Origin of the sequence: Parapedobacter composti, assembly GCF_900112315.1 — a bacterium.
In the GTDB taxonomy this organism is placed as follows: Bacteria; Bacteroidota; Bacteroidia; order Sphingobacteriales; family Sphingobacteriaceae; genus Parapedobacter; species Parapedobacter composti.
This window is the reverse complement of sequence record NZ_FOLL01000006.1, coordinates 59,770-75,794: the sequence shown is the minus strand read 5'-3', so window position 1 is coordinate 75,794 and position 16,025 is coordinate 59,770. Positions and strand designations below refer to the sequence as shown.

Here is a 16,025-nt window from a genome sequence, read left to right as displayed (position 1 = left end):
TACCAAATCTCCCCTACTTTGGCACCTGCGTGCCAGCCACTTCAGTTTACAACTGCCGGTATAGGTTGATAACGTTTAATTCCGGAAAAAATTATGTACGTCGAAAACATACATACCTTTACGTTCCTGTCTATCCAATGCCCGATTAAGGTGAGAAGATACGGTATTGCCATCCGCGGCCCGTATACCGGCCCGCCGGTTTACGCCGTCGGCACTGAAGCGGCCGTGGGCGGCATAATACAGTGCCTCGGCAATCATAGACTCTGCCGGGTCACCGAAATCCCGCGTTAAATCATCATACACTTCCTTGTCTACCCCCATGCCAGAAAAATAATCCCCATAGCCTTTCGCGTTGAACATCTGAAATGAAACAGCATAAAGATCAACGCCGCGGATGTCCCACGGAAAATACCCCACAGGTTTTCCGTACGTAGCATGCTCACCGATTAACTTCACATCCATATAGGGCTCAAGGTTGTTAATCAGCAATTCACTGGCTGATGCCGTACTTTCCGTCACCAGAAAATAAATTCGGTTGATATTCAGGCCGTTAACCTTGTTGAAGTAAACCGGCGACAAATCGATGTCGCTTCCCCTTGAATGGAGGAATCGCACCAGCCCCTCATTCGCCTTGCTGGTATACATTAATTGGCCGTTGGCGGTTGCGGGTGCCAATAGGTTAGACAGGTACTCGGCCGTGATTACCGCCCCTCCTCCGTTATACCGGAGATCCACAATAAGCTCCTGTACCCCCTCACCTTCAAACTCTTCCATCAGTCGGTCCAGCTGGCCCTTCACATATGTTGGGTTGTTCCGTTCGTTAAGGGTCGAAATAAAAACATCGAAAGCAAAATATCCAATACGCTTACCACCTACTGCATATACCTGTCGCGCCAGAATCGGCTGTAACTGGTAACTTTTCCTGGCTAACTCAACGGACACCTCGCTCCCATCCGGTCTGACCAGCCCCAAAGTTATCGTCCCGGCATCCAAGGCATTAAAAAGGAATGTAAAATTGTCCCGCTCCATCGATGCGAGCGACAGGTCCGTTCTTCCGTTCACGCGCATCACCCGCCACCCCCGCCGTATACCGGCACTGTACGCCGGCGAGCCGATGTCCACCCGTTTAATATACAGCTCATCATCATTCAGGTAACGCACATCAATGCCGAAAGAGCCGGCAAGACCCTGCTGCACCTCCGCATTTACCGTACCCCAGCGATCCAGAAAACTGTACCGATCATACAGTTCACCTGATTCATCGCGCGCATACCCTTTCAAAGCCGTCAATAACTCCTCGGCCGAACGGAAATGCGCTGTGCGCTCGCGTATATTGCTCCTCCAATCGGGGAGTTCTTCCTGCCAAAGGTAAAACCCGTAGGTATACACATATACCGAATCCTTCAGTCTATCCTCTTCCAGCTCGGGGCGCACCGGCCGTTCCGGCTCAGGCATGATGTTATCTTGGCTGCAACTGACCGTCATCACTCCCGCCAGCAGCACAACCATCCAATCGATCAGGCTAATTTTACTCATGTTATTCCTTACTAATATGCCAGGTCTGCTGAAGCGCCCAAGAAACGACTCACATGGACCGCCTCCACCCCGGCAATTCCCGCCGGCGCAGTATTCCCTGCGTGGATGTATAGCGCCTGGTCGGCCAGCAGGCCATTATCGGCCAGCAGGAAACTGAAAGGGTCTACGTCTCCCTTTGCCAGTTCTTCGTCAAAATAAACCTTCAGCACACGCTCCAGCCCATTCCATGCAACCTGCCCCAATTTATTCAACTGCATGGCGGGGTTACCCGGCGTCAGCACCAGCAGTAGTGTCCCCCTGCTGTTCAGTTCCTGCATCAGATCCAGCATAGGACGATACAGGAGCAACTTCAATGGAAGCTTAGCCGTCACATGCAGGCGATCAAACGATGCCTTGTACTTAGCATCTATCCCAAACACCTCTGCTGCACGCTCAAACAGGTCGGTTTCGCCTTGGTGTTCGTAGGCTTTCTTCAAGAACGCCGTCAAGTCGTCCGCCGGAGGCACGGTTTCGGTATACTCCAGGAGATTGGCAAACAGGTAATAAACCTGCAGCAAATAATCCTTTTTTGGGAAAAGCACGTCATCCAGACCAAAAACAACCGCCTTCTTATGGGGTTCGATATCCACGTGGGTAAACATACGTTCAGTTTGAATACAAAATCCAGAAATGGTTTAACCGCCTACACAGCACAGCGCCAAACCTTCGCCGCTATCCAACGGAGTGAAAACACCAGACAGCGCTCCATGTGATGTGCCACCCGCCCCAGCAGCCAGCTCCCGGCCGTCTTGTAAGATCAGCAGCGGATGTGCTTTGGGCGGATTTTGCACCACCACCAGGTTATCTAACTCCATCGGGGTGGGCACTCCTATCGCTATCCCATACTCGGAAAACAAAGGACGAACGGCCGCCAGCGGATATAACTCATCCAGTCCCAGCGGAATCAGCAGCTGCACTTCGCTGTCCAAGCATCGCTTAAGCACCTCATGCACGAATGCAGGGTTATCGGGTTGCGGCAGCTTCAGGTAGTTCCCCGTCCGCAGCAGCACCTCCGGCAAGTCATCGGCAGAGCCGAACAACACCGTTGCCGCAGGTAAAAGCCGGGCCACCCGTTGGGCCAACGGGCACATCCCTTGTGTAACTAAGACTTTCGCGTCCATGCTATTCCGCATTTAACTCGATCACCCCATCTTTGATATGCACAATACGATCGGCGGTAGCCGCAAGTTCCTCATTATGCGTCACCACTACGAATGTCTGGTTCAGCCTGTCGCGCAGTTCCACAAAGAGGCGGTGCAGCGCCGAGGCGTTTTCCGAATCCAAGTTGCCCGACGGTTCATCAGCCAGCACAATGTCCGGATTATTTACCAAGGCGCGGGCCACGGCCACCCGCTGCTGTTCGCCGCCCGATAGCTCTGCAGGCTTATGGTCCATGCGGTGCGCCACCCCCAGCAGGTCCAACAGCGCCTCTGCGCGCTGTTCAGCCTCCTTTCGGCCTACCTTCTTGATAAACGCCGGAATGCATACGTTTTCCAGGGCCGTAAACTCAGGCAGCAAGTGGTGAAATTGGAATACAAAACCGATATGTTCATTGCGGAATGCACTTAATTGCTTGGAAGAGAGCGTTCCGATATCCGTGCCGTTGATCGTCACCGTGCCTTTGTCGGGCCTGTCTAACGTGCCAACGATATGCAGCAAAGTGCTTTTCCCCGCTCCCGAAGCTCCCACAATGCTAACAATTTCGCCTGTGTTGACATGAAGATCCACTCCTTTCAGAATGGGCAGCGTCCCATAAGATTTATAGATACCCGTTGCTTGTAGCATGATGCGAAGGTAGGGATTTCGTCCTTGTTTTCCATAAATACCTGAAAAGACGCCGATACACCAGCTTCCTTCCGGAAAATACACGAAGTTTCGCCTTTCCCTTGACCGTTCCCGATTAAAACCCTACTTTTACGCCAAATTTTTCGCAAATGAACATTCACGAGTATCAAGGCAAGCAAATACTGAAAAGTTTCGGCGTGCGCGTGCAGGAAGGCATCGTAGCTGAAACCCCGGAGCAGGCTGTAGAAGCAGCCAAAAAATTGAAGGAAGACTACAATTCGGATTGGGTAGTTGTAAAGGCCCAGATCCATGCCGGCGGCCGTGGCAAAGGCGGAGGTGTCAAACTTGCAAAAAACCTCGACGAAGTAAAGCAGCGTGCTACCGATATTATCGGCATGCAGTTGGTTACCCCGCAAACCGGCCCTGAAGGCAAACGGGTAAACAAAGTATTGATTGCGCAGGATGTTTATTATCCCGGCGAAAGTGAAACCAAAGAATTTTACATGAGCGTGCTGCTCGACCGCTCGAGCGGCCGTAACATCATCATGTATTCCACCGAGGGCGGCATGGATATCGAAGAAGTGGCTGAAAAAACACCGCACCTCATTTTCAAAGAAGAAATAGACCCCAAAGTAGGGCTTCAGGCATTTCAGGCCCGTAAAATTGCATTTAACCTGGGATTGAGCGGGGCGGCATTCAAAGACATGACCAAGTTCGTGGCTGCATTATATAAGGCATACGAAGCTACGGATTCATCGCTCTTCGAAATCAACCCGGTGTTGAAGACGTCAGACGACAAAATACTGGCTGTTGACGCTAAAGTAAACCTGGATGAAAACGGACTGTTCCGCCATCCGGACTATGCGGCTTTGCGGGATGTGGCTGAAGAGGACCCGACCGAAGTGGAGGCCGGAGAATCTAACCTCAATTATGTGAAACTCGATGGCAACGTGGGCTGTATGGTCAACGGCGCCGGCTTGGCCATGGCTACCATGGACATCATCAAACTGGCGGGTGGCGAACCGGCCAACTTCCTCGATGTGGGTGGCACAGCCAATGCGCAGACGGTAAAGGCAGGATTTAACATTATCCTTAAAGATCCGAACGTAAAGGCTATCCTCATTAACATCTTTGGCGGTATCGTCCGTTGCGACCGCGTTGCCCAGGGCGTCATTGATGCTTACAAAGAAATCGGCGACATTCCTGTGCCCATCATCGTGCGTCTCCAAGGCACCAATGCAGAAGAGGCAAAACGCCTGATTGACGAATCCGGACTGGAGGTATATTCCGCGATTCTGCTCAAAGAAGCGGCAGATTTGGTCACCAAAGTACTGTCTTAGTCATTGTCGGCACATTGATAAGCAAATAGACAATTGTTATTGAAGAACCTCCACGTGCTGGAGGTTCTTTGTTATATAACGCAATTTTCCAATAGGCAATAGAGAAATGAAACATACACGTATAAAGGATTTACTGAACGCCACGGAATATGGGCAGCAGGTTACCGTAAAGGGATGGGTAAAGACGTTCCGCAACAACCAGTTCATCGCCATTAACGATGGTTCTACACTGGGCAATATCCAGGCGGTGGTCGACTTTAACAGCACTGATGAGGCGTTGCTTAAGCGGATCACCACAGGTGCGGCAATAGCCGTCACCGGGCCGCTCGTTGAGTCGCTCGGCAAAGGGCAACGCGTAGAAATCAAAGTAGAAACGTTGGAAATTCTGGGCGATAGCGATCCCGAGAAGTTCCCCCTGCAGCCTAAAAAGCACAGCCTGGAATTTTTGCGGGAGATTGCACACCTCCGGTTCCGTACCAATACGTTCAATGCCGTGTTCAGGGTCCGCAACGCGCTGTCTTTCGCCATCCACCAGTTTTTCTTTGACCGCGGATTCGTGTATATGCACACTCCCATCATCACGGGATCGGATGCCGAGGGTGCCGGCGAAATGTTTAAAGTCACTACGCTAGACTTTGACCATACGCCAAGAACACCCGATGGGAAAATAGACTATAAGGAAGATTTTTTCGGAAAACCCACCAACCTCACCGTGTCCGGCCAGCTCGAAGGAGAATTGGCGGCCATGGCCCTGGGCAACATCTATACCTTTGGGCCCACGTTCCGTGCGGAAAACTCCAACACTACCCGCCACCTGGCTGAATTCTGGATGGTTGAACCGGAAATGGCCTTCTATGAACTGGAAGACAACATGGACCTGGCTGAGGAGCTATTGAAGTATGTTATCCGTTTTGCTTTGGATCATTGTCCGGATGAGATCGAGTTCCTGAAAAACAGGCTGTCAGAAGAAGAAAAAAACAAACCCCAGGCCGAGCGTTCCGAAATGGATTTAATAACCAAGCTGCATTTCTGCTTGGATAACCGCTTCGAACGGCTCACGTATACCGAGGCTATTGAAATCTTGCAACGCAGCAAGCCAAACCAGAAAAAGCAGTTCAAGTACCTGATTGAAGGATGGGGGTCCGACCTCCAGTCGGAGCATGAACGATACCTCGTTGAGCGGCACTTCAAAAAACCCGTTATCCTCACCGACTATCCGGCAGATATCAAGGCATTTTATATGCGGCTGAATGAACCGGATGAACAGGGACGCCTTACCGTGCGGGCCATGGATATTCTCTTCCCCGGCATCGGCGAGCTGGTGGGCGGATCGCAGCGCGAGGAGCGGTACGACAGGTTGGTGCAACGCATGCAGGAAATGAGTGTTCCAACCGAAGAGCTGGAATGGTACTTAGATACGCGCCGCTTCGGTACGGCACCGCACTCAGGTTTCGGCGTAGGCTTCGAACGGCTCGTGTTGTTCGTAACGGGGATGACAAACATCCGCGACGTTATCCCATTCCCCCGTACGCCAAACAACGCCGAGTTTTGATTGTTGGTCAATGGTGGTGGGTCAACCCATTGCGCACGGTCGGATATGAGCGTCACAGTGTCGCTGGAAAGACGGCAATTGACGATTGTTAAGTGACAATTAGCAACATGTTAGTCAGGATATACGAAGCGAACCCGAATCCCAAAGCCGTCCAGCAAGTCGTGGATACGTTGCGCCGAGGGGGATTAATCATCTACCCTACGGATACGGTCTATGGCCTGGGGTGTGACATCCATAACCACAAGGCCATCGAGCGCGTATGCGAGCTTCGCGGGCTTAAGCCCGAAAAAGCCAATCTCTCGTTCGTGTGTTATGACCTCACGGATATTGCGCAGTACACCAAGCCTTTTGATACGGCTACTTTTCGGGTGCTGAAAAAGGCTCTTCCCGGCCCGTTCACCTTTATTTTCAATGCCAGTGGCCAGGTTCCCAAGCTGCTAAGCTCCAAGAAAAAGACCGTGGGTATCCGTGTCCCCGATAACAACATCGCACGCGAAATCGTGCGTGTCCTCGGCAATCCCATCGTTTCGGCATCCATCCATGACGATGACGAGATCATCGAATATTCCACCGATCCCGAACTTATCCACGAAAAGTACGGCAATCTGGTAGACATCGTTATCGATGGCGGCTATGGCGGCAATGTGGCTTCTACCGTAGTAGACACCACCTCCGGCGATTTCGAAATAATCCGTGACGGCAAAGGTGATTTAAACCTGTTTTTGTAAATTAGCCCCGTAAAACAATACTCCGTAAACAACTATACATATCCGATGCGTAAACAGATCAAGCAGTTCTTCGAGGCTGATTCAGCCAGTGGCATTACTTTACTTATCTTTTTGGTCATCTCTTTGTTTATTGCCAATTCGCCGTTAGGCCCCGGCTTTGAATCCCTGCTCGCCCAGAAAGTCGGTTATGAATCCGGCGCCATCCATTTGAGGTACAGTATCCTCCATTGGATTAATGACGGCTTGATGGCCATCTTTTTCCTGATGGTGGGCATCGAAATCAAACAGGAACTGGCCCATGGCCAGCTGTCGTCTGCCAAAAAAGCGTCACTGCCGTTTTTTGCAGCGCTGGGCGGCATGCTGGTGCCAGCGGCCATTTATGTGCTTTTCAATGCCGGTACACCAACGGCTCATGGCTGGGGGATTCCTATGGCCACGGACATTGCCTTTGCCATCGGTATCCTGTCTATTCTGGGCAAACGCGTCCCCGTCGCGTTAAAAGTATTTCTTACTGCCCTGGCTATTGTAGACGATTTGGGCGCTATCCTGGTCATCGCTATTTTCTATACCACTGAGCTTGCAGCCACATACCTGCTCTATGCCCTTGGTATATTCGCCGTATTAATGTTTTTCAACCGCATGGGCATCAAGTCGGTATGGTTTTACCTTATCCCCGGCCTGTTCATGTGGTACTTCATCCACCATTCCGGCATCCATGCCACCATTGCGGGCGTACTCACGGCATTTACCATCCCCATTCTGGGGAAAAATGGCGGCCCTTCGCCCATCCAGAGCGTCGAGCACGCCATCAGCACACCGGTCAATTTTATCATTATGCCTCTGTTTGCGCTGGCCAATACCAACATACGTTTCGAGCCGGGTATGATAGACGGGCTTGCCAGTCCGCTGGGTTTCGGCATCATCGTCGGCTTGTTTATCGGAAAACCCCTCGGCATCACCATTTTTTCATGGGTATCGGTTAAATTGGGATTGAGTGAATTGCCCGTAGGCACCAAGTGGTTACAGGTCTTCTCCATCGGTCTTATGGGAGGCATCGGCTTTACCATGTCCATATTCATTGCGCTGCTGTCCTTTAGCGACCTTTACCATCAGACCGAGGCTAAGTTTGCCATTCTGGTGGCTTCTGCGCTGTCCGGTATCCTCGGGTATCTGATCCTAAAGCGATTGGGCCGCCGTTACCTCGTCAACGATAACGATAAGGTATAGTGCTGTGGGCCTTCCGTTGCTTACCATTACTGGTGCTGCGGCAGCCAAGGCCGATGGCACGGCGATAGCCAACCTGCAATGGGCGCTGGAAGAAGGTCAGCACTGGGCTGTTACCGGCCGCCCCGAGGCTGCTAAGACGCTGATACTGGAAATCCTGGCGGGCCGGGTGGCCATAACACAGGGGGTTATCCGGCATCACCATGCCGATGACTACCTCCGCCTACCGTCAGACGGCATATACCGCAGCCATCATGACCTGGTGTGCTTCGTGCCGTTTCACCATCATTTCCGCAACCGCAGTAACGTGCAGGCTTTTTACTACCAGCAGCGGTTTAACAGCATGGACGCCGATGATGCAGACACCGTGGCTGAATACCTGCAGCGCATAACGCCCAAAAATCCCGTCGTTGTGTGGACTGCCGAAAAGGCTATGGCCTTGTTGGGGTTAGCATTGTTGGCCAACAAGAGCCTTATCACACTCTCCAATGGCGAAACACGGCGGTTGATGCTCGCCACGGCACTCGTGCGCAATCCCAGAATACTCTTGCTGGAACACCCTTTGGCGGGGCTGGATGTAACTACCCGCGCCCGTTTCAATGACATTTTAAAACACATTATTCAATCGGGCATACATGTGATTCTTACGAGTTCCCCCCATGAAATCCCTGAAATTATCACGCATATCATGGTGGTCGATGGCCATACCGTCGTTGCCCGCGGTCCGCGCGAAACGGTCACCCTTCCCGAATTAGCTGCACCATCGGCGGCGGCCAAACTCGGTGCTGATTTCCAGGGCTTGTTAACCAGGCTGTTGGCAGGCCATAATACGCCCGTGTCTTCGCCCATCGTGTCCATGAAAGACGTTACGGTCATCTACGGAGAAAAGACCATTTTAGATAACATCAATTGGTTGGTACAACCCGGCGAAGCATGGGCATTGCGCGGGCATAACGGCGCAGGCAAGTCTACGTTGCTGAGCCTCATCAATGGCGACAACCCGCAAGCCTATAAAAACAACATAACGCTGTTTGGCCGCCGGCGTGGCACAGGCGAGAGCATCTGGGATATCAAGAAACATATCGGTTATGTATCGCCGGAGTTACACCAGTATTTCCCCAAGCACCAGACCGTCCTGCAGGTGGTGTTGTCGGGATACTTCGATACCGTGGGCTTGTTCCGGCAGGTTACGGCCAGCCAGCGAGAGGCGGCCTTAGGCTGGCTGCAGCTTTTCGGACTGGACGGTGTGGCGCGCGAGCGGCTTGCCCAGCTCAGTCCCGACAGGCAGCGCCTGTGCCTTCTCGCGCGGGCGGTTATCAAGAACCCCTCCTTGCTCATCCTGGATGAACCGTGCCAAGGGTTAAGCCCCCGGCACCGGGATCTTTTCAAGGCCGTTGTCAATGAAATCCATGCAGCAAGTGGCACCACCATCATCTATGTGAGCCACTATGATGAGGATATCCCTTCCTGCGTAAACCGCACCATCCAACTGGAGCAAGGCAGCGTCACCGCTTGCTCGCCATCGTAAACTGCAGCGTCCCGCCATTCATGATATCGGCATGCTTCAGCTTATACCCCTTCAATGGCTTGCCGTTGAGCAGTACCTGCCGCACATATACGTTATCATCGCCTTGGTTCACCGCTTCCACCGAAAACGTCTTTCCGTTTTCGAGGCGGATGGTGGCACGCTCCACCAACGGGCTGCCTAACCAGTATTCATCGGAGCCCGGCGATACCGGGTAAAAGCCCAGGCTGCTGAAGAGGTACCAGGCACTCATCTGCCCGCAATCATCATTGCCCCCCAATCCGTCCGGCCCGTTGTGATATTGGTTCTTCAGAATCATCCGCACTCTTTCCTGCGTTTTCCAGGGCTGTCCAGCCAGATTATAAAGGTATGCCACATGGTGGGCGGGTTCATTGCCATGTACGTAGTTGCCAATAATGCCCTCACGGGTGATGTCTTCGGTATTGGCAAAAAATCTATCCGGCAGGTGCATGGTAAAAAGCGAATCCAGGTAGCGAGCAAGCCGCTTTTGCCCTCCCATTATCGCCATCAGCCCTTCGGGGTTGTGCGGCACGTAGAGGCTATAGTTCCAGGTGTTGCCTTCAATGAACCCCTGGCCATGTGTCTCCAGCACATCAAAATTCTTGCGGAATGTGCCATCAGCGTGGCGCGGGCGCATGAAACCAATGGCCGGGTCATAAACATTGCGCCAGTTTTCCGATCGCTTCATGAATCTGTCGTAGACCTCTTGTCGTCCCAGGTACTTGGCCAACTGTGCGATACACCAATCGTCATAGGCATATTCCAGTGTATTGGAAACGGAGGTGGCGTTTGCTTCGTCGGGGATGAATCCCCTATCGATATACTCCCCGATGCCTTCATACCGGCGCTGGCTGGCCGTCGCCACACAAGCATCCAGGGCCGCGTTGGCGTCACCCCGATACACGCCTTTAATGATGGCATCAGCGATAACAGAGACGCTGTGATAGCCGCTCATGCACCAGTTGTCGTTAGCGTAGTGCGACCAGATAGGCAGCATGCCCAAAGCGCTTTGCTCATAATGCGCCATCATCGAGGCAACAATGTCGGCGTTACGCGATGGGTTTACGATATTGAGGTAGGGATGAAATGCGCGGAACGTATCCCAGAGCGACAACGACGTGTAGTTGGTAAAACCTGCCGCTGTATGCACTTCATAGTCCAACCCCCGGTACTGACCGTTTACGTCCATGTATACCGTGGGCATTAAAGCCGCATGATACATGGCGGTATAGAAATTCACGTAATCTTCTTCTGCCGGCAAGGTGGCCTGTATGCGGCCCAACTCCCGCTCCCACAAATCCTGCCCTTCGCGCTTGGTACGGTCGAAATCCCAATGCGGGATTTCGGCTTCCATATTCGCCAAGGCATTGGTCATGCTTACGGGCGACAGTGCCAGCTTCATCAGCACCTGTTCGCCCGGCGCTACGTCAAAATCAAAGTGCATCCGCAGCTTGCGCCCCGCCAGGTCGGGAAAATTATCCGTCTGGTCAAATTTGCGCCAGAAACCGCGGTATACCTGGGTCTCTTCGAAATCCTTACTGCCATACGATTTAAACGGTTTTGAAAAAGAAAGGGCAAAGTATACCGTCCGGGTGCGCGCCCAGCCATTGGTCTGACGGTAACCTGTAACCGTGCTGTCATTTAATACACGCACCACCGTCCATACGGTCTTGCCATCATAGTTGTAGATACCATGCATCAGATCAAGGATGATATGCGCTTCCGCTTGTTCCGGAAACGTGTAACGGTGCATTCCTGTGCGGGTGCTGGTGGTCAGCTCCGCGAGAATGCCATGATCATCCAGTTTCACCCGGTAATAATTGGCCTCGGCTGCTTCGTTTGCATGCTGGTAAGCCGACCGGAAGCCCGAATGTGGCGCCGCCGCTGTTCCCGGATTCAGTTGCAAGGGTCCCGTGGTGGGCATTACCAGGAAATCTCCCAAATCGGAATGCCCTGTGCCGCTGAAGTGCGTATGGCTGAATCCCACAATGGTGGGGTCGTCATATTGGTATCCGGCGCAATACCGGTATACCTCCGGGTTATATTTTCCGCCAACGGCATAGGGGATGGTGTCGGTATCCGGACTAAGCTGTACCGCGCCGAAAGGCACTGTGGCGCCGGGAAAGGTATGGCCCATCTTGGCTGTGCCGATCAACGGCTGCACGTAGCGTATTAGGCTATCCGTTTTCGCCGTCAGTTCGGTTGAAGGTGCCATTACCAACCATACGACTATAAAAAACAACTGATAGTTCTGTGCTTTCATCTTATTTATTATCCCATTATAGAGTCCCCCATCCAAATCAATTTTCCCTTTCGTTCGTCAGCGAATACGGAAAGTCGTCTTTGTCTATGCCTCTTGATTCGTTTGGCTGGGCAACCATTTCGACATCCAATACCGAGCCCTTAGTTAATTCACTGTGCTTGATAAAATTCTTGCTATATTCCTTTCCATTCAGCCGTAATGAACCAATATACCGATTTTGCGCACTATTGCCCGGCGCATTAACGACCAACTGCGTGCCGTTGCTGAAGCTTACCGTAGCTTTCCGGAATAGTGGCGCGCCCAGCACATACTCATCGGTTGCTGGGCACACTGGATAAAATCCAAGTGCCGAAAAAACATACCATGCCGATGTCTGCCCATTGTCCTCGTCTCCACAATACCCATCAGGGTGTGGGGTATACATGCGGTTCAAGGTCTCCCTTACCCAATATTGCGCTTTCCAGGGCTGCCCCGCATAGTTATAAAGGTAAATCATGTGTTGGATAGGCTGATTGCCATGCGCATACTGTCCCATATTGGCCACCTGCATTTCCCTGATCTCGTGTATTACACCCCGGTAGTAGCTTTCGTCAAAAACTGGTGGCAGAGAAAAAACTGAATCCAATTTTTTCACAAATTCCTCATAACCACCCATTAACCGAGCCAGCCCCTCGATATCGTGAAACACAGACCACGAATAATGCCAGCTGTTGCCTTCGGTGAACGCATCGCCCCACTTAAACGGATTGAAAGGATACTGAAAAGTGCCATCCTTATTCTTTCCCCGCATCAACCCTGTTTCCCGGTCAAACAAATGCCGATAGTTGCGGCTCCGCCTTTCATACAGGTCTATTTCTGCCTTAGGACGCCCCAACGCCTTGGCCAACTGGTAAATGGCAAAGTCATCGTACGCATATTCCAGCGTACGGGCAGCACTCTCATTAATACCCACATCATAGGGTACGTAACCTAATTCGATGTAGTAAGGCGCACCAGCCCTGCCTACGGCCGTCATCGGCCCTTCATTATTAGCACCGTGTAGTACAGCTTCGTAAAGCGTCTCAATGTCATATCCCCGCAACCCTTTAATGTAAGCATCGGATACTACAGAAGCCGAGTTGTTGCCCACCATAATATTGGCATATCCGGGACTGCTCCATTCTGGCAGGAATCCCCCTTCGCGATAGGCGTTCGCCAACCCCTCCTGCATCTCCACGTTGATCTCGGGATATACTAAATTCAAGAAAGGGTACAGTGCCCGAAAGGTGTCCCAAAACCCGGTTCCCCCGAAAAGGTATCCCGGCAACACTTGACCGTTATACGGACTATAATGTATGATCTGACCATCTTTATCAATTTCATAAAGACGGTTGGGGAACAATACCGTCCTATACAAGCACGAATAGAACGTTTTAAACTGATCATGTGTACCACCCTCTACGGCGACTCGGCTAAGGGTTTCATTCCATATAGCTTTGGCTTCCCTCCGGATATCGTCGAATCCCCTATCCGCCACTTCCCGTTTTAGGTTCAACTCCGCCTGTTCTGAACTGATAAACGAAGATGCTACCCGCATGTTCACTTGCTCACCACGTTTGGTTTTGAAGCCCACGATGGCAGCTGCATGATTACCCTTCAGTTGCAACGCCGTGTTACTGTACACACTGTCGCACCATCCCTTGGTAAAAGCGAACGACTTATCGAACTCGATAACAAAATAATTTTTGAAATTAGGTAAATTTCCTCTGCTATACCGGCTCGAATAGCCTACGATTTTTCGTTCGGAGGGGATAATAGTAATTTCAGACCCTCGGTCAAACGCATCAATAACCACAAAGGCACTATCTGTTTCCGGAAAGGTAAACCGGAAGCGTGCTGCCCGCTCGGTCGGTGTGATCTCCGTAGTCACATCCGCGTCGGCCAGGTACACGCTGTAGTAATAAGGTTTAGCGATTTCCGCCTTATGTGAAAACCAACTGGCCCGTTCGTGCTGATCGACCGTCGGCCTACCCGAACCGGGCATGATAGAAAACTGGCCATAATCATTCATCCAGGGCGAGGGCTGGTGCGTCTGCTTGAATCCCCGGATTTTATCGGCACTGTATGTATACATCCAGCCGTCACCCATCCGCCCCGTCTGCGGACTCCAAAAGTTCATGCCCCACGGTACGGCAATGGCCGGATACGTATTCCCATTGGAAAAAGATACCTTCGAGTCGGTGCCCATCAACGGGTTCACCCATTCCTCCGGTTCATCTATCTGCTCCAAGTACTGGCCATTTGCCTGCCGCCCGCACCACGCGGCTACCAGCAGTCCGGTGAGGCAGCATGTTATCACCTGCTGGCGAATCGTTTTACTCATTATCCTGCAGTATAAGCGTCCCACAACTCGTCTAACGAAGCTCCGGTAATCGTCTCCCAGATCTGCTTCTTATAAGCCCGTTCACGCAAGGCCTTATCCAGTTTCTTCACGGTTCCCTTCTTTTTGTTATGTTCCACCCAGTCCAAAAAGCGTGCACTGATTCGGTAGCTATTGGTATAATGGTGTTCCGGCTTCAGTTCTGGAAGCGTCCAGTTAGCCCCAGCGTTGTCTATGCCATATTTATAACGCACATAGTCGGCAATCCCTTCAACAAGCCAGCCCGGACCACTGCGTGGCGGGTAAGCCTGCACAATATGCATTACCTCGTGAGTCACTACGTCCACATCACCCGGATTTTTTTTCAGCCACGCCTGGGCGATAACAACCTTTCCGTTATGGGCATAAGCAACGCCATCGTACGTCGTATCAATGGTGATTGAAACAGTTTTTACCGCATTTTTGTTATATGTTTTGGCCAGTTTCGGATAAACGGAAAAAAAGACGTCCGTCAGCCGCCGTTGGATCGCTTTATCAAAAGTTGTATCTTGGATCACAAATTCCAAGGTATACCCTTTTTTTGTGGTCAACGTAATTTCAGGACTATCGGCAAATGCGCCGAACATAATGGCAGAACATATTGTCACTATCATCGTAATCTTCATCATTATTATTTCAGTTATTCGTTATCGTCTCATCTGTTCAATACGTCACTCCAGCAAAATCCACTATAGCCTGTTCATACTGTTCCTGCCAGTTGCGGCCATGCTGGTCAAGATCGCCAAACGCCGTTCGGGCGAGATCACGAAGGCTCACTCCCGCTGCGCCGCTCCAAAAATGCACGAATTCTCCAAAATTCAAATCCCGGGTATATTGGTAGTAGCCTCCGCCTAATGCTCGTTTGGGAAAGTGTTCTGCCAGTAGTTCAAAGAAAGCATTGAGCACTTTTGTTTCGCCGTGATCTCGGTAAATCGGAAAAAACCAATCCCGGAACCAACGAGTGCCGGCTCTGGGAAAGTCATCCACGGTACTATTCATTTGCGCAAACCAACGTTCGGCCTCAGCCTCCCATCCAAGCTGTTTATAGACATCGTACTGAAAAATCTCCATCCACTTGCTGTCCCGCCAAATCGGAAAAGCCGGAGAGCGATGCACATGCTTTGAAGCGCCTTCTACAATATGCCCGATTTCATGTGCCAGGATATCCAAGTTCCAACCGGAACTATCCGCCCAAGAATTCATCTGCCCGTTGTCGATGACATTCCGGTAGTCGTGGCTGGCATCAAAATAGGTAGATGGGTGGCCGCCGGCGTACTTTCCAGCATGCATGATAACAAACAGCCGTTTGTCATCGCCAAAATCACCATAAACCTGTTTTACGTACCGCCAAATCTCACCACATATCCGTTGGGGCCATGTGATGGACCTCTCCATATCTTCATCATAATACACTGCTACATCATCATCATAATATACGCGCGAAAGCAACTGGTTATGTTCAAACCAATGCTCGCGCCACGTCAATGGCGGAGCATCCGGGTCGTCGTTTCCTTCCGATTCCCCTGGTTGCTCTTCATTTGCCACCTTATCCGCAACTGGTTTATTACATGCCTGTGATAACCCTGAGCAAATAAACCATAGTCCTATAGAAAA

13 protein-coding genes are annotated in these 16,025 nt (G+C 51.5%); 5 read left to right on the top strand and 8 right to left on the bottom strand.

Features of this window, described 5'->3' with window-relative positions; all coding sequences use genetic code 11:
* Window positions 1-75: 75 nt before the first annotated feature.
* From BM030_RS08390 to BM030_RS08375, 4 genes are read right to left on the bottom strand one after another with little or no spacing between them, the layout of a single operon-like run.
* Window positions 76-1,536 (bottom strand): S41 family peptidase, encoded by a 1,461-nt coding sequence (locus BM030_RS08390; protein WP_090973145.1) that lies wholly within the window; start codon window positions 1,534-1,536, stop codon window positions 76-78.
* Window positions 1,537-1,547: 11 nt separating this feature from the next.
* A complete protein-coding gene (locus BM030_RS08385; RefSeq protein WP_090973144.1) occupies window positions 1,548-2,177 on the bottom strand; it encodes an HAD family hydrolase in 630 nt (209 codons plus the stop codon).
* Window positions 2,178-2,210: 33 nt separating this feature from the next.
* Window positions 2,211-2,696 carry a hypothetical protein gene (locus BM030_RS08380; protein WP_139215850.1) on the bottom strand — a complete coding sequence of 162 codons (486 nt, stop codon included), beginning with the start codon at window positions 2,694-2,696 and terminating at the stop codon, window positions 2,211-2,213.
* Between the two features lies 1 nt (window position 2,697).
* Window positions 2,698-3,360 (bottom strand): ABC transporter ATP-binding protein, encoded by a 663-nt coding sequence (locus tag BM030_RS08375; protein WP_170845673.1) that lies wholly within the window; start codon window positions 3,358-3,360, stop codon window positions 2,698-2,700.
* 149 nt (window positions 3,361-3,509) lie between these two features.
* Here BM030_RS08375 and sucC point away from each other — a divergent pair, with 149 nt between their 5' ends.
* The 5 genes from sucC (at window position 3,510) to BM030_RS08350 (ending at window position 9,732) form a co-directional block, all read left to right on the top strand.
* Entirely contained in the window at window positions 3,510-4,700 is a 1,191-nt protein-coding gene (gene sucC, locus BM030_RS08370; RefSeq protein WP_090973142.1) for an ADP-forming succinate--CoA ligase subunit beta, read from the top strand.
* A 106-nt stretch (window positions 4,701-4,806) separates the two neighbouring features.
* Entirely contained in the window at window positions 4,807-6,252 is a 1,446-nt protein-coding gene (asnS, locus tag BM030_RS08365; RefSeq protein WP_090973141.1) for an asparagine--tRNA ligase, read from the top strand.
* Between the two features lie 107 nt (window positions 6,253-6,359).
* Window positions 6,360-6,980, top strand: coding sequence for an L-threonylcarbamoyladenylate synthase (locus BM030_RS08360; RefSeq protein ID WP_090973140.1), 621 nt, complete (start codon window positions 6,360-6,362; stop codon window positions 6,978-6,980).
* 45 nt (window positions 6,981-7,025) lie between these two features.
* Window positions 7,026-8,207: a Na+/H+ antiporter NhaA gene (nhaA, locus tag BM030_RS08355; protein ID WP_090973139.1), complete on the top strand. Its 1,182-nt coding sequence runs from the start codon at window positions 7,026-7,028 to the stop codon at window positions 8,205-8,207.
* Between the two features lie 4 nt (window positions 8,208-8,211).
* Window positions 8,212-9,732 (top strand): ATP-binding cassette domain-containing protein, encoded by a 1,521-nt coding sequence (locus tag BM030_RS08350; RefSeq protein ID WP_090973138.1) that lies wholly within the window; start codon window positions 8,212-8,214, stop codon window positions 9,730-9,732.
* Here BM030_RS08350 and BM030_RS08345 read toward each other — a convergent pair.
* The 4 genes from BM030_RS08345 to BM030_RS08330 all read right to left on the bottom strand — a co-directional run bounded on the left by BM030_RS08345 (window position 9,710) and on the right by BM030_RS08330 (window position 15,956).
* On the bottom strand, window positions 9,710-11,965 hold the full coding sequence (locus BM030_RS08345; RefSeq protein ID WP_244518806.1) for a GH92 family glycosyl hydrolase: 2,256 nt from the start codon (window positions 11,963-11,965) through the stop codon (window positions 9,710-9,712). The two genes, BM030_RS08350 and BM030_RS08345, sit on opposite strands and share 23 nt — an antisense overlap.
* Before the next feature lie 85 nt (window positions 11,966-12,050).
* The gene (locus BM030_RS08340; RefSeq protein ID WP_090973136.1) at window positions 12,051-14,375 is read right to left on the bottom strand and encodes a GH92 family glycosyl hydrolase; all 2,325 of its coding nucleotides are present in this window, start codon (window positions 14,373-14,375) and stop codon (window positions 12,051-12,053) included.
* Complete coding sequence (locus tag BM030_RS08335) at window positions 14,375-15,040, bottom strand: basic secretory protein-like protein (protein ID WP_211657558.1); 666 nt, start codon at window positions 15,038-15,040, stop codon at window positions 14,375-14,377. The genes BM030_RS08340 and BM030_RS08335 overlap by 1 nt, the downstream gene beginning before the upstream one ends.
* 34 nt (window positions 15,041-15,074) lie before the next feature.
* Entirely contained in the window at window positions 15,075-15,956 is an 882-nt protein-coding gene (locus BM030_RS08330) for a hypothetical protein (RefSeq protein ID WP_139215849.1), read from the bottom strand.
* Between the last annotated feature and the right edge of the window lie 69 nt (window positions 15,957-16,025).

Bases quoted from the DNA above. Each gene is read 5' to 3' on its own strand.
- BM030_RS08390 (WP_090973145.1), bottom strand. From the start codon at position 1,536: ATGAGTAAAATTAGCCTGATCGATTGGATGGTTGTGCTGCTGGCGGGA.
- BM030_RS08385 (WP_090973144.1), bottom strand. From the start codon at position 2,177: ATGTTTACCCACGTGGATATCGAACCCCATAAGAAGGCGGTTGTTTTT.
- BM030_RS08380 (WP_139215850.1), bottom strand. From the start codon at position 2,696: ATGGACGCGAAAGTCTTAGTTACACAAGGGATGTGCCCGTTGGCCCAA.
- BM030_RS08375 (WP_170845673.1), bottom strand. From the start codon at position 3,360: ATGCTACAAGCAACGGGTATCTATAAATCTTATGGGACGCTGCCCATT.
- sucC (WP_090973142.1), top strand. From the start codon at position 3,510: ATGAACATTCACGAGTATCAAGGCAAGCAAATACTGAAAAGTTTCGGC.
- asnS (WP_090973141.1), top strand. From the start codon at position 4,807: ATGAAACATACACGTATAAAGGATTTACTGAACGCCACGGAATATGGG.
- BM030_RS08360 (WP_090973140.1), top strand. From the start codon at position 6,360: ATGTTAGTCAGGATATACGAAGCGAACCCGAATCCCAAAGCCGTCCAG.
- nhaA (WP_090973139.1), top strand. From the start codon at position 7,026: ATGCGTAAACAGATCAAGCAGTTCTTCGAGGCTGATTCAGCCAGTGGC.
- BM030_RS08345 (WP_244518806.1), bottom strand. From the start codon at position 11,965: ATGGCACCTTCAACCGAACTGACGGCGAAAACGGATAGCCTAATACGC.
- BM030_RS08340 (WP_090973136.1), bottom strand. From the start codon at position 14,375: ATGAGTAAAACGATTCGCCAGCAGGTGATAACATGCTGCCTCACCGGA.
- BM030_RS08335 (WP_211657558.1), bottom strand. From the start codon at position 15,040: ATGATGAAGATTACGATGATAGTGACAATATGTTCTGCCATTATGTTC.